At 63.8% G+C, this 14,655-nt stretch carries 16 protein-coding genes; 14 read left to right on the top strand and 2 right to left on the bottom strand.

Annotated elements, in window-relative coordinates; genetic code table 11:
* Positions 1 to 37 precede the first annotated feature (37 nt).
* Complete coding sequence (gene aldA / locus PSAL_RS08680; RefSeq protein ID WP_119839026.1) at positions 38 to 1,519, top strand: aldehyde dehydrogenase; 1,482 nt, start codon at positions 38 to 40, stop codon at positions 1,517 to 1,519.
* Between the two features lie 80 nt (positions 1,520 to 1,599).
* Here aldA and PSAL_RS08675 read toward each other — a convergent pair whose 3' ends face one another.
* The gene (locus PSAL_RS08675; RefSeq protein WP_119839025.1) at positions 1,600 to 2,022 is read right to left on the bottom strand and encodes a GlcG/HbpS family heme-binding protein; all 423 of its coding nucleotides are present in this window, start codon (positions 2,020 to 2,022) and stop codon (positions 1,600 to 1,602) included.
* 438 nt (positions 2,023 to 2,460) lie between these two features.
* On the opposite strand from PSAL_RS08675, the gene PSAL_RS08670 reads away from it, so the two are divergent.
* From PSAL_RS08670 to PSAL_RS08610, 13 genes are all read left to right on the top strand, one after another.
* Positions 2,461 to 3,246 (top strand): IclR family transcriptional regulator, encoded by a 786-nt coding sequence (locus PSAL_RS08670; protein WP_119839024.1) that lies wholly within the window; start codon positions 2,461 to 2,463, stop codon positions 3,244 to 3,246.
* 233 nt (positions 3,247 to 3,479) lie between these two features.
* Complete coding sequence (locus PSAL_RS08665; RefSeq protein WP_119839023.1) at positions 3,480 to 4,655, top strand: zinc-dependent alcohol dehydrogenase; 1,176 nt, start codon at positions 3,480 to 3,482, stop codon at positions 4,653 to 4,655.
* Positions 4,656 to 4,693: 38 nt separating this feature from the next.
* The gene (locus tag PSAL_RS08660; protein WP_119839022.1) at positions 4,694 to 5,620 is read left to right on the top strand and encodes a dihydrodipicolinate synthase family protein; all 927 of its coding nucleotides are present in this window, start codon (positions 4,694 to 4,696) and stop codon (positions 5,618 to 5,620) included.
* A gap of 12 nt (positions 5,621 to 5,632) precedes the next feature.
* Complete coding sequence (locus tag PSAL_RS08655; RefSeq protein ID WP_196941924.1) at positions 5,633 to 6,103, top strand: cupin domain-containing protein; 471 nt, start codon at positions 5,633 to 5,635, stop codon at positions 6,101 to 6,103.
* A gap of 267 nt (positions 6,104 to 6,370) precedes the next feature.
* A complete protein-coding gene (locus tag PSAL_RS08650) occupies positions 6,371 to 7,384 on the top strand; it encodes a Gfo/Idh/MocA family protein (protein WP_119839021.1) in 1,014 nt (337 codons plus the stop codon).
* 36 nt (positions 7,385 to 7,420) lie between these two features.
* Positions 7,421 to 8,059, top strand: a complete 639-nt coding sequence (locus PSAL_RS08645; protein ID WP_119839020.1) for a glutathione S-transferase family protein — start codon at positions 7,421 to 7,423, stop codon at positions 8,057 to 8,059.
* 3 nt (positions 8,060 to 8,062) lie between these two features.
* On the top strand, positions 8,063 to 8,587 hold the full coding sequence (locus PSAL_RS08640; protein ID WP_119839019.1) for a peroxiredoxin-like family protein: 525 nt from the start codon (positions 8,063 to 8,065) through the stop codon (positions 8,585 to 8,587).
* Between the two features lie 106 nt (positions 8,588 to 8,693).
* Positions 8,694 to 9,758: a C4-dicarboxylate TRAP transporter substrate-binding protein gene (locus PSAL_RS08635; RefSeq protein ID WP_119839018.1), complete on the top strand. Its 1,065-nt coding sequence runs from the start codon at positions 8,694 to 8,696 to the stop codon at positions 9,756 to 9,758.
* Positions 9,759 to 9,835: 77 nt separating this feature from the next.
* Positions 9,836 to 10,336 (top strand): TRAP transporter small permease, encoded by a 501-nt coding sequence (locus PSAL_RS08630; protein WP_119839017.1) that lies wholly within the window; start codon positions 9,836 to 9,838, stop codon positions 10,334 to 10,336.
* Between the two features lie 9 nt (positions 10,337 to 10,345).
* Entirely contained in the window at positions 10,346 to 11,731 is a 1,386-nt protein-coding gene (locus PSAL_RS08625; RefSeq protein ID WP_119839016.1) for a TRAP transporter large permease, read from the top strand.
* A gap of 18 nt (positions 11,732 to 11,749) precedes the next feature.
* Positions 11,750 to 12,055, top strand: coding sequence for a DUF1330 domain-containing protein (locus tag PSAL_RS08620; protein WP_119839015.1), 306 nt, complete (start codon positions 11,750 to 11,752; stop codon positions 12,053 to 12,055).
* The gene (locus PSAL_RS08615) at positions 12,052 to 13,059 is read left to right on the top strand and encodes a quinone oxidoreductase family protein (protein ID WP_119839014.1); all 1,008 of its coding nucleotides are present in this window, start codon (positions 12,052 to 12,054) and stop codon (positions 13,057 to 13,059) included. Before PSAL_RS08620 ends, PSAL_RS08615 begins: the two co-directional genes overlap by 4 nt.
* Positions 13,056 to 13,922, top strand: coding sequence for an NAD(P)-dependent oxidoreductase (locus PSAL_RS08610; RefSeq protein WP_119839013.1), 867 nt, complete (start codon positions 13,056 to 13,058; stop codon positions 13,920 to 13,922). Before PSAL_RS08615 ends, PSAL_RS08610 begins: the two co-directional genes overlap by 4 nt.
* Before the next feature lie 43 nt (positions 13,923 to 13,965).
* Here PSAL_RS08610 and PSAL_RS08605 read toward each other — a convergent pair whose 3' ends face one another.
* Positions 13,966 to 14,604 carry a glutathione S-transferase family protein gene (locus PSAL_RS08605; RefSeq protein WP_119839087.1) on the bottom strand — a complete coding sequence of 213 codons (639 nt, stop codon included), beginning with the start codon at positions 14,602 to 14,604 and terminating at the stop codon, positions 13,966 to 13,968.
* Between the last annotated feature and the right edge of the window lie 51 nt (positions 14,605 to 14,655).

The raw sequence follows: 14,655 nt of genomic DNA, 5'->3' as shown, positions 1-14,655 counted from the left end.
CCACGTCAGGCAAACCCAAACCCCGAAGGAGCCTAGAATGACTGCCCAGACACACCACCGCGCACCTTCCGAGACGTTTTCGGACGCGCCCCGCGACTACAGAAACTATATCGACGGGGCCTTCATCGAAAACCCGGCCGAGATGATCGATGTCACGAACCCCGCTACCGGCACCCTGCTGGGCCGCATCCCGGAAACCTCGGAAGGGGATGTGGACACCGCCGTGCAGGCCGCGCGCCGGGCTCAGGCAGGGTGGGAGAAACTGCCACCCATCGAACGCGCCGGCTATCTGCGCGAAATCTCGGCCAAGCTGCGCAAGCACCGGGTCGAACTGGCGGATACCATCGTCAAGGAACAGGGCAAGGTGCGCGGCCTGGCCGAGGTCGAGGTCGGTTTCACCGCCGATTACATCGACTACATGGCCGAATGGGCCCGGCGGATCGAAGGCGAGGTCCTGACCAGCGACCGGCCGGACGAAACCATGTTGCTGTTGCGCAAGCCGCTAGGCGTCGTGGCGGGCATCCTGCCCTGGAACTTCCCCTTCTTCCTGATCGCCCGCAAGATGGCTCCGGCGTTGCTGACCGGCAATACCATCGTCATCAAGCCGAGCGAGGAAACCCCGCTGAACGCCTATCTCTTTGCCGAACTGGTGGCCGAGACCAGCCTGCCGCAGGGTGTCTTCAACCTTGTCGGCGGCCGCGGCGCCGTTGCGGGCGAGGCCCTGGTGCAGCATCCGGGGATCGACCTGATCACCTTCACCGGCAGCGTGGCGACGGGGTCGCATATCATGCAGGCGGCGGGCAAGAACCTGACCAAGGTCAACCTGGAGCTTGGGGGCAAGGCCCCGGCCATCGTGTTGAAGGATGCCGACCTCGATCTGGCGGCCAAGGCGATCTACGATTCCAGGGTCATCAACACCGGGCAGGTCTGCAATTGCGCCGAACGGGTCTATGTCGAGCGCGAGGTGCACGATGCCCTCGTCGACAAGCTGAAGGCGCATTTCGAGGCAACCCGCTATGGCGATCCTTCCGCTGACGAGGACCTGCACATGGGCCCGCTGATCAACGCGGCGGGACTGGCCAAGGTCGCCACAGCCGTGGAGCGCGCGCGCAAGGAAGGCGCGACCGTGGTCACGGGCGGGAAGGAAGCCGACCTTGGGGCGGGCTTCCACTATGAACCGACGCTGATCACCGAGGCCCGCGCCGACATGGACATCATGCGTAACGAGATCTTCGGCCCGGTCCTGCCGGTGCAGATCGTCGAGAGCCTGGAAGAGGCTATCGCGCTGGCCAATGACAGCGACTACGGGCTGACCTCCTCGGTCTATACCCGCGACCTGAGCGCGGCGATGCGTGCAGCGCGCGAATTGAAGTTCGGGGAAACCTACATCAACCGCGAGAACTTTGAAGCGATGCAGGGTTTCCACGCGGGACGCCGGAAATCGGGGATCGGCGGCGCGGACGGCAAGCATGGGCTCTATGAATTCACCGCCACCCATGTCGTCTACATCCAGGGCTGACGCAGCCCCTGGGGAACAAGAAACGGCGCAGGATCGTCTCCTGCGCCGTTTCGCGTTTTCACGGTTCCGAATGGCCGTTTTCAGAGGCTGGCAAGAAAGGCGTCAAGGCCGCCCTGTGCCACGGTGACGTCCTGCGCCGGGGTGCCCGAGCTGATGCCGATGCCGCCGACGACTTCGCCGTCCACGATGACGGGCAGGCCGCCGCCGACCACCATCAGGCGGCCGTTGATCGCCGAGGCGATCCCGTAGGCCGGGGCGCCGGGCTGGCTGGCATCCCCATATTCATGCGTGGCCTTCTTGGCGCCCGAGGCGGTAAAGCTCTTGTCGATGGCGATGGTGATGCTTGTCACCTTGCCGCCATCCATGCGTTCGAAGGCAACAAGGTTGCCGGATTCGTCGGTGATCGCGATGCACATGGGCACGCCGATCTCGACGGCCTTGTCGCGGGCGCCTGCAATCAGCTTCTGTGCATCTGCGATGTCGAGCCGTTTGATGGTCATCATGGGGTGGTCTCCGGTCTGGGGTTTGCCTTGCGGCCTTGGCTTTGCGGCAGCGACGCAGGGATGGGTGGACGCTGCTTTCCGGGGGCAGGGCATGCGGCGGGATGGCCCTGCGCCCTGCGGTGTGGGTAAAGGGGGGGGCGGCGGTTCGGGTGCCCGGCCCGGACGCCCCCTGATGCCGGCGATCCGGCATCAGGGTCGGCCGCGCGGGCCGAGGATGTTTCGGGTATTCAAACGGTTGCGCGAACAGGGGCCGTTGCCCCCGTAGCGGATTGCTTGCGGGGGCGATCACGGCCTGCCTCCCAACACTGACCTGACCACGTGGTGTTCGCGATACCTCATCCAGCCTCCTCCTCTGCGGCCAGAGGTAATTCCGGCGGGTTGCGGCAATCAATTTCCGAAACTAAGTTTCCCACGATACGGGAAAGCTGCGGGGGAGAGATGCGGATTTCACAAAGTGGCGGGGGCAGCATCGTGCAATCGGTGGATCGCGCCCTTGCCTTGCTCGAGGCGCTGGCAGAGGCCTCGGGCGGGCTCAGCCTGTCGGAAGTGTCCCGCGCGGTCGGCCTTGCGACTTCGACGGCGCATCGGTTGCTGACGACGCTGCAACTGCGCGGCTTCGTCACCCACGAGGCACAATCGGGCCGTTGGGTCATTGGCCATCGCGCATTTTCGGTCGGAGAGAGCTTTTCCCACTACGCCAATATCGTCGTTCAGGCGCGGCCCTTCCTGCGTCAGTTGCGCGACCAGACGCGGGAAACGGCCAACCTCGGCATCGTCGAAAAGGAAGACACGGTGACCATCGCCCAGGCTGAAAGCCGCGAGATCAACCGTGCCATCGCCCCCCCGGGCGGCAGGGTTCCGATCCTGCATTCTGGCATGGGCAAGGCGATCATCGCGACCTGGCCCGACGACGCGATCCGGACCCTTGTCGCGCGTCAGGGTCTGCGTCCCATGACCCCGACCAGCCTGCGCAGCCTGGAAGGGGTCATGACGGAGGTCGGGACAATCCGCGCCCGGGGCTATGCCGTCGACAACGAGGAATACGTGCGCGGCATGCGCTGTGTGGCTGCAGTCGTCTGGTCGCCCGCTGGCGATCCGGTGGGGGCGGTTTCGGCCTCGGGCGTGGCAAGCCGGGTGACGGTCAACCGCATCGACGCGATTGCGAATATGGTGCGCAAGACTGCCGCGGACCTGACGGCGGACCTGGCCGGAAACGGTCGCTGAACGGCAGGTCGGGCAGGGCGCGGGAAAGGCGCGCGAGTCACCTTGGCTTGGGGGCGTTGAAAATTCGGCTGGCATTCCGTTAATGGTCAACCAATCACACTGTCAAATACATCTGGTTTCCCACATAAATCCACAGCTATGCGAAAGAATTTTGAACTTCCCCGCGTCTGATCCTTAATGCCCCTGCGCCTGAACGGCACCTTATTGGTCAACCATACTTCGCGGAGAAGACAATGCCCGACGATCTTTCGACAGCCCCGCACGTCCAGAAGAAATCCCAAGGTATCGGGCCGGAAGTGCCGTCCCACATGCGGGCCTGGGTGCTTGGTGACCCGAAGGAACTGAAGATGATCGAAAAGCCCGTGCCGACGCCCGGCCGCGCCGAGGTGCTTGTGCGCGTCGATGCGGTTGCGATCTGCGCGACCGATCTCGAGATCCTCGAATACGGCACTCCGGCGATGGTCGAGGGCGGTGCGCCTTTCAACAAGGATTTCACCCCCGGCCATGAATACATGGGCACCGTCGCCGCGCTTGGGCCGGGGGTCGACCAGTTCGCTGTCGGCGACCGCATCACGGTCGAGGTGCACGCAGGCTGTGGCCAGTGCAAACGCTGCCGCATGGGGATGTATACCTCATGCCACAACTACGGTCAGAACTACGGCGATCATGACAAGGGCCACCGCGCCAACGGCTTTACCACCAACGGCGGCTTTGCCGAATACGTGGTGAACAACGTCAACACGATGATCCCCGTCCCCGACGACATGTCCGACGAAGAGGCGACACTGGTCGTCACGGCCGGGACCTCGATGTACGGGCTGACGGAACTCGGCGGGCTGGTGGCGGGCGAAAGCGTCGTGGTCATCGGACCCGGTCCCATCGGCCTGCTGGCGGTTGCCGTGGCCAAATCGCTCGGCGCGTCGCCGGTGATCCTGGTCGGGACCCGTGAAAGCCGCAACGAGATCGGCCGCAAGCTGGGCGCCGACATCATCATCAACCCCCGCGAAGAAGATGCGGTGGCGCGGGTGAAGGAACTGACCGGCAAGGGCGCGGATTACGTCATCGATTGCGCGGGCAACGAGACGACCGTGAACCAATCCGTGCAGATGACCAACCGGGGCGGCCGGATCTGCCTGGCAGCCTTCCCGAAGAACAAGGTCAACTTCGACCTCGGCGCGCTGGCGGTGAACAACATCTACCTCTACGGCATCCGGGGCGAAGGCCGGTCGGCCACGCACCGCGCCATGGCCTTCATGGCGGCACGCCGCTTTGACGCGGGCCTTGTGCACAGCCACACCTTCCCGTTGGATGAACTGCCGACCGCGATCAAATACGCAGCCGAGCGCATTGACGATGCGATCAAGGTGGTCGTGTCCATGCACAAGACCACCACCGGCGGCGACAAGTGACTTCTACTGCCGATATTCCGACAAGATTGGACAAAGACATGACCAAAGCCATCAGAGGCATCTACGCCGCCGCCATTTCGCCGTTCAATGCGGATGGCAGTCTCGACCACGCGCGGCTTGTGCGCTACTGCCAGCATCTCATGAGCGAGGGCGGCTGCGACGGCGTGGCCCCCACCGGCACCACGGGCGAGGGCACCTCGGTCGGTCTGGATGACCGGCTGGCGCTGCCGGGCCATTTCGCCGCCGCCGGGATCGCACCAGAGCGGGTGATCTTCGGCACCGGCGCGCCTTCGGCGCGGGACTGCCAGATGCTGACACTGTCCTGTGTCGAGGCGGGTTATACCAACGTGCTGGTGCTGCCGCCCTATTATTACAAGTCGCCCTCGGACGACGGGGTGTTCGCCTATTACGCGGATCTGATCGAACGGGTCGGGCGCGATGATCTGCGGATCTATCTCTACCACTTCCCGCAAATGTCGCAGGTGCCGCTGTCGACCGATCTGGTGAACCGCCTGCGGGCCGCCTACGGCCCGGTGATTGCCGGCCTCAAGGACAGCAGCGGCGATTTCGAACAATCCCGCGCCTTTATCGAGGCAACCGGCGGTGTGGCCGAGGATTTCGACGTCTATCCGTCCTCCGAGGCGTTCTTGTGGCAGGGCCTCGATATCGGCTCGGCGGGGATCATCTCGGGTTCGACGAACATCTTTGCAAACTACGTGCAGGCGGCTCTCAAGGCCCCGGCCGGCGCCGAACGCGATGCGGCGATGGAGCAGGTCCGCCGGGCCCGTGCGACGGCCGGGAAATATCCGATGATGGCCGCGATGAAGACCGCCGAGGCCTGGCGCAGCGGGGACGACGCCTGGCTGCGCATGGCGCCGCCGCTGCGCCCGCTTGCCCCGGAAATCGCCAAGGCGTTCCGCGCCGATCTTGCGGCGCTGGAACCCGCCGCTGAAACCGTCAGTTGAGGAGAGACGACAATGACCGACACTGTGGCACACGGCCCCGATCACGTCGAAATGAACCCCGATCCGACAGCCTTCGCACATTGGCCCAAGGGGCTTTACGAAGAGATGCTGCAAAGCCGGGACAACGGCTGCGTGGGGTCGATCCTGGTGTCCGAGACGCCGACCATGCGCGTCTGGCACCTGCATATCGCCCCCGGCAAGCGCTGCGGATTCCACCGCCACGTCAACCGCTACTTCTGGACGGCGATGGTGCCGGGCAAGGCCCGCGGCTATTTCTCGTCCGGCGAGGTCCGCGATGTCGAGCACTTCAAGGGCGAGACCCGGCATTTCGATTACGGCAAGGATGACGAGATGCTGCACGCGGTGGAAAACATCGGCGACAGCGAGCTGATCTTTACCACGGTCGAATTCATCGACGGCCCGAACAAGCCGCTGCCGATCCCGGATGGCATGCGTCTGAATGCGCCGGAAACTGCGCATTAATACCTGAAGACGGGCAAGGGCCAGGCGTCTCGACGCGTCCGGCCCTTGCCGGAAAGTCCACCGGATCACCGCCCCTCGCGACCCGAATGCGGTCCGGGCGCGGGCTGGAAAATTGCGGCTCGGCCAGTGACATGACTATCGGATTTCGTGATGGAGTTCATCGCTTTAGATCAATTGATTTGGTGAACTTCGACACGTTAGGGTCCTCTTGAAAAGCAGTTAGCGGCGCCTGGCTGGCGCCGCGCAAGACGCGGAAAAGGAAGATCAATGGCATCCAGAGGTTTCAAAGTCGCCGTGGCAGGGTTTGGCTGGTGGGGCAGGCATATCGCGACCCGCCTGAAGGACCATCCTTGGCTGACCATCGCCGGAATCATCGAGCCGGCGACGGGAAATCACGGGGATATCAAGGCGAAGGGCCTTGAGGTCTGGTCCGATTTCGACGCCGCCTTGGCCCGTGACGACATCGACGCGGTTATCCTGACCACACCCAACACCCTGCACGAGGAACAGATCTGCATGGTGGCGGCCGCGGGCAAACACGTGTTCTGCGAAAAGCCCCTGGGCCTGACGGCGCAAAGTGCGCGCCGGTCCGTGAAGGCCTGCGAAGAGGCTGGCGTGCAGCTGGGCATCGGCCATGAACGCCGCTTTGAACCGGCGATGCTGCTGCTGCGCAAGCAGTTGGAAGAGGGCACGCTTGGCACGATCATGCACGCCGAGGCGGCCTTCAGCCACGACAAGCTGATCGGCGTTCCTGCCAACGACTGGCGCACCCGCAAGGATGTCTGCCCGGCCGCCGGCATGACCGCGATGGGCATCCATCTGTCGGATCTGATGATCTCGTTCTTCGGGCCGGTCGAGACCCTGCACGCCTTCACGGCGGATCGCTCGCTGGGGTGGGAGACCGGCGATGTGGTCACCGTGCAGATGAAGTTCGAGGCCGGCATGACCGCGACCTTCAGCGCCGTGCTGCATACACCGCATTTCATCCGCATGCATGTCTTCGGCAGCGACCAGTGGACCGAGGTGCTGAACGACAGCCACCCCGATACCCCAGACGGCAAGGTGCGGGTCCTGACCTCGCGCAGCGGGCAGGACGTGGAGCAGCAGACCTTTGACTGGGAAGACAGCGTGACTGCCAACCTCGAGGCCTTTGCCCTCGCGGCCCTGGGCGAGGCGCCCTATCCCTTCACCTCGCGCGAGATGGTGCACAACATCGAGGTGCTGGAAGCCATCGCCCAATCGTCCGAAACCGGCCAGGCCGTGACGCTGAGCGATATCTGATCCGTCCGCCACCGAAGACAATCAAGGACCCACCGAATGAAGCTCTATGGCAGAAAGACATCCATCAACGTTCAGAAGGTGCGCTGGCTCCTGGGAGAGCTCGGCGCGGCCCATGACCTGGAGGAAATGGGTGGAGCCTTCGGTGGGCTCGACACGGCGGAATTCGGCGCGATGAATCCCAACCGGCTGGTGCCGGTCCTGAAGGATGGGGACCTGGTGCTGTGGGAATCCAATGCGATCCTGCGTTACCTGGCGCGGAACTATGCCGGCGGCAGGTTCGAAGGTGGGTCGGCGGCCGAAATCGCCCAGGCCGACATGTGGATGGAGTGGTTCCAGAGCCAGGCCTATCCGCAGATCATCACCATCTTCTACCAGACGGTGCGTCTGCCCCGCGCCGAACGGGATCCGGCGGTCCGCGACGCGGCCGTGCAACGCCTGAATGTGGCCTGGGAAATGCTCGATGGTCATTTGCAAGGGCGCTCTTTCCTGGTCGGCGATCAGTTGACCCTTGGCGATATCGTAATCGGAGCTAGCCTCTATCGTTACTTCACCATGGAATTCGAACGCCCCTCCCTACCGGCCCTCGAGGCCTACTATGACCGGCTGCAACAGCGCCCGGCCTATGGGGACGGGATCATGGTGTCCTACGAAAGCCTGCGGGCAAAGGAGAGCTGAACAATGTCGCATAAACTTGCACCCGACCAACCAACACCGTCCCTGTCCCTGCCGCTTGTCGGCGGTGGACGCTTTGACCTGGCCGAGGAAAAGCCCGACGCCTTCACCATGATCGTGGTCTATCGCGGCCATCACTGCCCGGTCTGCAAATCCTACATCAGTCAACTGGCCGGTATGCTCGACAAGTTCGAAGACGCCGGTTTCAGCGTCGTGGCAGTCTCGATGAACGATGAAGAGCTTGCCACCCTGTCCCAGAAGGAATGGGAGACAGGCGGGCTGCGGATCGGCTATGGTCTGACCACCGAGATGGCCAAGGACTGGGGTCTTTGGATCTCCAAGGCCTTCAAGGACACCGAACAGGACATCTTTGCCGAACCGGGCATGTTCTGGGTCCGGCCCGATGGGCGGCTCTACCTCGTGGATATCGCCAATATGCCGTGGCCACGCCCGGATCTGGAATTCCTGCTTTCGAAGGCCCCCTATGCGCTGGCCAATGACTATCCGGCGCGGGGAACCTACGAGACCTGAACGCCTGCGGGAAGGTGACGTTTTTCCCGCGAACCAGACCCGCTGTCACGCCAGGGGAGGAGGACCCAGGGCGCGTTAAGGCGGCTTTCGTCCAAGGGAGGATACCATGACGAAACATCTATTCATGGGCGCGGCACTCGCCGCGTCCAGCGTGCTCGGCGTGACTGCCGCCAACGCGGATAACATCAACCTGCGCATCGGTTCGGGCCACCCGCCCAGCGTGGTCTACGCCGGTCTCATGATCGACTTTTTCCAGGCAGAACTGAAATCCCGTGTCGAGGAACAGACCGACCACACGATCAACTTCGTCGAAGGCTATTCTGGCTCCATCGTCAAGGTGACCGAGGTTCTGGATGCCGTTCAGGACGGCATCCTGGATATCGGCGGCTACTGCATGTGCTTTGAATCCTCGAACCTGCCGCTGCATGCCTTCCAGGCCATGCTGCCCTTCGGGCCGATGAACCCCGAAGTGTCCCTGCAGATCGCGCAGGAAGTCTACGAAGAAGTCCCCTACATGACCGACGTCTTCGAGGACAAGTTCAACCAGGTGCTGCTGGCCCGCATTGCCGACGGTGGCTACAACCTCGGGACGTCCTTCGACTGGGAGACGCTGGATGACCTCCAGGGCGAAAAGATCGCCGGCGCGGGACTGAACCTGAACTGGCTCGATTACGCCGGCGTGCTGCCGGTGCAATCCTCGCTGGCCGATGCCTATTCCGAGATGATGACCAATGTCTACGAAGGCTGGATCATGTTCCCCTCGGCCTGGCTCAACCTGAAGCTTTATGAACCGGGGCCCTACTACACGCTGACCGGTTTCGGGTCGATCACCTGGCACGCGCTGACCATGAACAAGGACAGCTTCGAAGCGCTGCCCGAAGACGTCAAGCCGATCCTGCTTGAGGTCGCTGCCGAGTTCGAACAGGAAACCGGCCGCAAGAACCGCGCCGAATACGACCGTCTGGTCGAAGAACTGCGCGATATTATCACCGTCAAGGAAATCGACCCGCAGGCCCGTCTCGACTGGGCAACGGCCCTGGCGCCCTGGCCCCAGGAACAGGCCGCCGCCCTTGATGCGCAAGGTCTGCCCGGCGCCGAGGTTCTGAACCTCGCGATGGATCGTGCCGAAGCCCATGGCTACACATGGCCGGTGCGCTACGAGATCGAGTGACCTTTTCAAGATGATCGGAGGGGCGGCATTGCCGCCGCCCCTTTGCCACTTGCAACGCTCGTTCATCCGGAGATGTCATGCTACTCATACGCCTGTCCGACTGGCTTACCCGCAGCCTCATGGTGCTCGGGGCCGTCTGGGCCTTTGCCTTGTGTTTCCTGATCCTGGCCGACATCGTTTGCCGCGCGATCGGGACACCGCTGTCCGGCACCAAGGAACTGGTCGCCAATTCCGTCGTCATCATCGTTTTCATGCAGGTTGGCTATGCGATCCGAAGCGGCTCCATGCTGCGGGCCACCTTCGTGGTCGACATGCTGCCGCCCGCCGTGCAGCGCCTGCTGTTCATCCTGTGTCTGGCTGCAGGGGCGGGGATCTTCTTCTTCCTGCTGCACGCGGGCATCACCCCGGCGTTGCGGTCCCTCGCCAACGGAGAATTCGACGGCGAAGGCGCCCTGCGTGTGCCGGTCTGGCCCGCACGCTTTGCCATCATCATCGGGGCCGGGCTTGCCGGTCTGAACTACCTCATCTTGTTGCTGGCCGAGATCCTGGGCTTCCGCCTCGCCAACCTAGAACTTTAGGGGTTTTCAATGTTTGACTATACCACCGCGTTCCTGGTGATCACGCTGCTGATCAGCCTCGTGTTGCTTGGGTTCCACGTGGCGATCGCCCTGGCCGTGACCAGCGCCGTCGGCATCTACATGGCCACGGGCAGCCTGCGCATCACCGAAGCGGTGCTTGCATCGACCTCGGCCGAAGCCCTGCGCAGCTTTACCTTTGCCGTGATTCCCCTGTTCATGCTCATGGGCGAATTCATGGGACGATCCGGCGTCATCACCGATATCTACATCGGGATCAACAAGGGGCTGCGGCGCGTCCCCGCCCGCCTCGCCATCGCGACCGTGCTGGGCAATACCGTGTTCTCCTTCGTGACGGGGGTCTCCATCGCTTCGGCGGCAGCGTTCTCGCGCATCGCCTACCCGGAAATGCGCGCCCATGGCTATAATCGCGCCTTCGCGCTTGGCGCCATCGCCGGGTCAAGCTGCCTTGGCATGCTGATCCCGCCGTCGGTTCTGATGATCGTCTGGGGCATCCTGACCGAACAGAGCATCGGTCGTCTTTTCCTGGCCGGTGTCGCGCCGGGGGTCCTGCTGGCAACCTTCTATGTGGCCTATATCGTGATCGCCGCGTTGCTGCGCCCCTCGCTTGTCGGCGAAGGGCCGGACGCCAAGGCCCCGACCCGCAAGGTGGCCTCTGTCGATGCCGGGGGCGCAGAAGCCCTGCCCGAGTTCGAGGACACCGCCTCCAAGCCCCTGCCGCGGATGCAATTGCTCGGGGCTGCCCTCGGATTGTTCGGGATCGTCGCCTCGATCCTCGGCGGCATCTGGATGGGTCTCTTTACCCCGACCGAAGGGGCAGGGGCCGGGGCGGCGCTCGCCCTCGGGCTGGCCGTGCTGCGCGGCATGCGGTGGAGCGGTTTCGTCCAGGCCATCTTCTCGGTCGGCCGGATTGCCGCGCCGATCCTGATCCTGCTGCTGACGGCCGCGCTATATTCGCGGACCCTGGCAATGACGGGCGTCACCTCGGCCATCCGCGACGGCATCGTGAACTCGGGCCTGTCGCCCTTCATGGTGATGACCGCGATCATCGTCGTCTGGTTCCTGCTGGGCATGATCATCGACTCGATCTCGATCATGCTGCTGACGGTGCCGATCGTCGAACCGGTCGCCATGGCCTTCGGTTTCGACCAGCTGAGCTTTGCCATCGTCGGCATCATCGCCATCGAGGCCGGGCTGCTGACACCGCCCTTCGGGTTACTGGTCTATACGGTCAAGGCCTCGATCAACGACCCCGAGGTCGGCGTGCAGCATATCTTCCTGTCCGCTGCACCCTATTGGCTGGTGATGCTGCTGGTCGTGCTGATGCTGATCTGCTTCCCGCAGATCGCGAATTTCTTCCCCAATCTGATGATGTAGAAAAGAAGGAGCCTTCAAATGCCCGCATTCTGGCTTGCCCGATCCCTGATCAACGATCCCGTCGCCTACAAGCGTTACACCGACCAGGTCCCCGCGATCATCGCGCAATATGGCGGCAAGGTCCTGGCCCGCGGTGGAAAATTCCAGGTCATGGAAGGCCCGGAAAAGTTCAAGCGCTTCGTGGTGATCGAATTCCCCGATTTCGACAGCGGCGTGCGCTGTTTCCAGTCGGATGAATACAACGAGGCCGCCCGTCATCGCCGCGAAAACGGCGCCGGCGAGGTGGAGACCGTCATCCTCGAGGCTGGAGAATTCACCAAATGACCGACCCGGACACCGTAACCGAAACGCAGCGGATCGTGATGCACGAACAGGGCGCGGCCGAGGTCATGCAGCTGGAAACGGCGCCGCTGGACGCCCCCGGACCCGGGGAGGTCCAGATCGTGCAGGACGCGATCGGCCTGAACTTCATGGATGTCTACCAGCGCTCGGGCACCTACACGATGTCCCTGCCAAGCCCTCTCGGCCTAGAAGGGGCCGGGCGGGTGATTGCCATCGGCGAGGGCGTCTCCGACTTTTCCGTCGGGGACGCGGTGGCCTATGGGCCGGTGCTGGGGGCCTATGCCCGCCATCGCAACCTGCCCGCCGCGCGTACCGTGAAACTGCCCGAGGGCATCGACGCGCGCACCGCCGCCGCCGTGCTGATGAAGGGCACGACGGTGCATTACCTGCTGACCCGCACCTACAAGGTGCAGCCCGGTGACGATGTGCTGTTCTGGGCGGCCTCGGGCGGGGTCGGTCAGATCGCGGGCCAATGGGGCAAGGCCCTTGGCGCGCGGATGATCGGCGTCACGGCAGGGGCCGAAAGCTGTGCCCGACTGCTACGCCTCGGCTATGCCCATGCCATTGACCGCAAGACCGAAGACGTGGCCGCGCGGGTGCGCGAGATCACCGGCGGCAAGGGCGTGCAGGTGGTTTATGACAGCGTCGGCAAGGCCAGCTTCGACGCCTCGCTGCAAAGCCTTGGGCGCTACGGCATGTTCGTGTCCTTCGGCGCCACCACGGGCGAGGCCCCGGCGGTCACCCCCGGTCAGCTTCAGTACAATGGCTCGCTCTATTTCACCCGGCCGACCCTTGCGGACTACATCGCGGAACGCAGCGATCTGGTCGCGGCGGCCGAGGCGATCTTTGACATGGTGGCCAGCGGGGCGATTGCGGTGAATATCGACCAGACCTATCCGCTGGCCGATGTCGTCAGGGCGCATCACGACCTTGAGGCGGGGCGCACCACGGGCTCCAGCCTGCTGCTGCCGGTGGGCACGTCATGAGCACGACGCAAAAGGGCACCGTGGGGGTCATCGGGCTGGGGATCATGGGGGCTTCCTATGCCGCCAACCTGCTGAAGGCCGGGTTCCAGGTGCATGGCGCCGATCCCACGGAGGCCGCCCGCGCGGCGGTGCAGGGGCTGGGCGTCACCACCCATGACGGCCCCGGAGAATGGCTTGCCGACTGCGGAACTGTGGTCATCTCGCTTTCGCGCCCCGATGTTCTGCAAGCGGTCGGTGGCCAGTTGGCGCAACTGCTGACCCCCGAACAGATCGTGGTGGAAACCGGCACCTTCGCGCTGGCGGACAAGATCGCCCTGCGCGACACGCTTGCCGGCGCAGGGATCACCCTGCTCGATTGCCCGGTCAGCGGCACCGGGAGCCAGGCGAAGGCCGGGGATCTGGTGATGATGGCCTCGGGAGAGAATGCGGCGATCGACGCGGCTATGCCGGTGCTCGAAGGGTTCACGCGACTGGTCCAGAAGGTCGGGGATTTCGGCTCGGGCATCCGCATGAAGCTGATGGCGAACCACGCGGTCGCGGTCCACAACGCGGCGGCGGCGGAAACCCTTGCCTATGCCGATGCCCTCGGGCTGGACCGGGACGCGGTCTATAACCTGCTCAGCTCCGGGGCAGGGCAGTCGCGGATGTCGGACCTGCGGATGCCGCTGATGATCTCGGCGGCCTATCGCCCGGCCTCGGCCACCCTGCGGATGTTCGAAAAGGATCTCGACCTCATCGAAACGGATCTGGCCAAACGGGGCCGGGACGCGCCGCTGTTTGCCCAGGCGCGCCGGCTCTACACCAAGGCGCTGGCCGACCTGCCCGAGGATTACGACACCGCTTCGGTCTTCGAAGTTCTCTAAGGCCTCGTGCGCCCGGCTGATCCGCAGCCGGGCGCAATTGCATTCAGCCCTCGGGGATCTCGTTGACCTTCTTGGGCAGGTGATAGCCCGATTGCACCGCCGGACGGGCGCGCAGGCGCTGGTACCAGCTGCGCACATTCGGGTAATCCGCAAGGTCGATCCCCTGCCAGTCATGACGCGAGATCCAGGGCCACATGGACATGTCGGCGATGGTGTATTCGCCGCGCCCTTCACCGGCGACGTAATCGCGCCCCTCAAGGCGGCGATCGAGCACTCCGTAAAGCCGCTTTGCCTCGGCCGAATAGCGGGCTTCGGAATATTCCGACTTGCCCTGGTTGTACTTCACGAAGTGGTGCACCTGACCCAGCATCGGGCCAAGGCCGCCCATCTGCCACATCAGCCATTCCACCATGCGCCAGTATTCGTCGCCGCTGGCCTGAAAGCGGTCATATTTCTGCGCCAGGTACATCATGATCGCCCCGGTTTCCATCAGGTGGACACCGGTTTCATGGTCCACGATGGCCGGGATGCGGTTGTTCGGCGCGATGGCCAGGAACTCGGGCGCGAATTGCTCGTCCTTCGAGATGTCGATGGGCTTGATCGTATAGGGCACGCCCAGTTCTTCCAGCAGAATGGAAACCTTGCGGCCGTTGGGGGTCGTCCAGGTATATAGGTCGATCATCATGCGTCCTGTCTGTCGAATGCACGCAACGCGCGCTTGGTGAAGCCCGGC

Source organism: Pseudooceanicola algae (assembly GCF_003590145.2).
Lineage (GTDB): Bacteria > Pseudomonadota > Alphaproteobacteria > Rhodobacterales > Rhodobacteraceae > Pseudooceanicola > Pseudooceanicola algae.
This window is presented reverse-complemented; position numbering and strand designations above follow the sequence as displayed.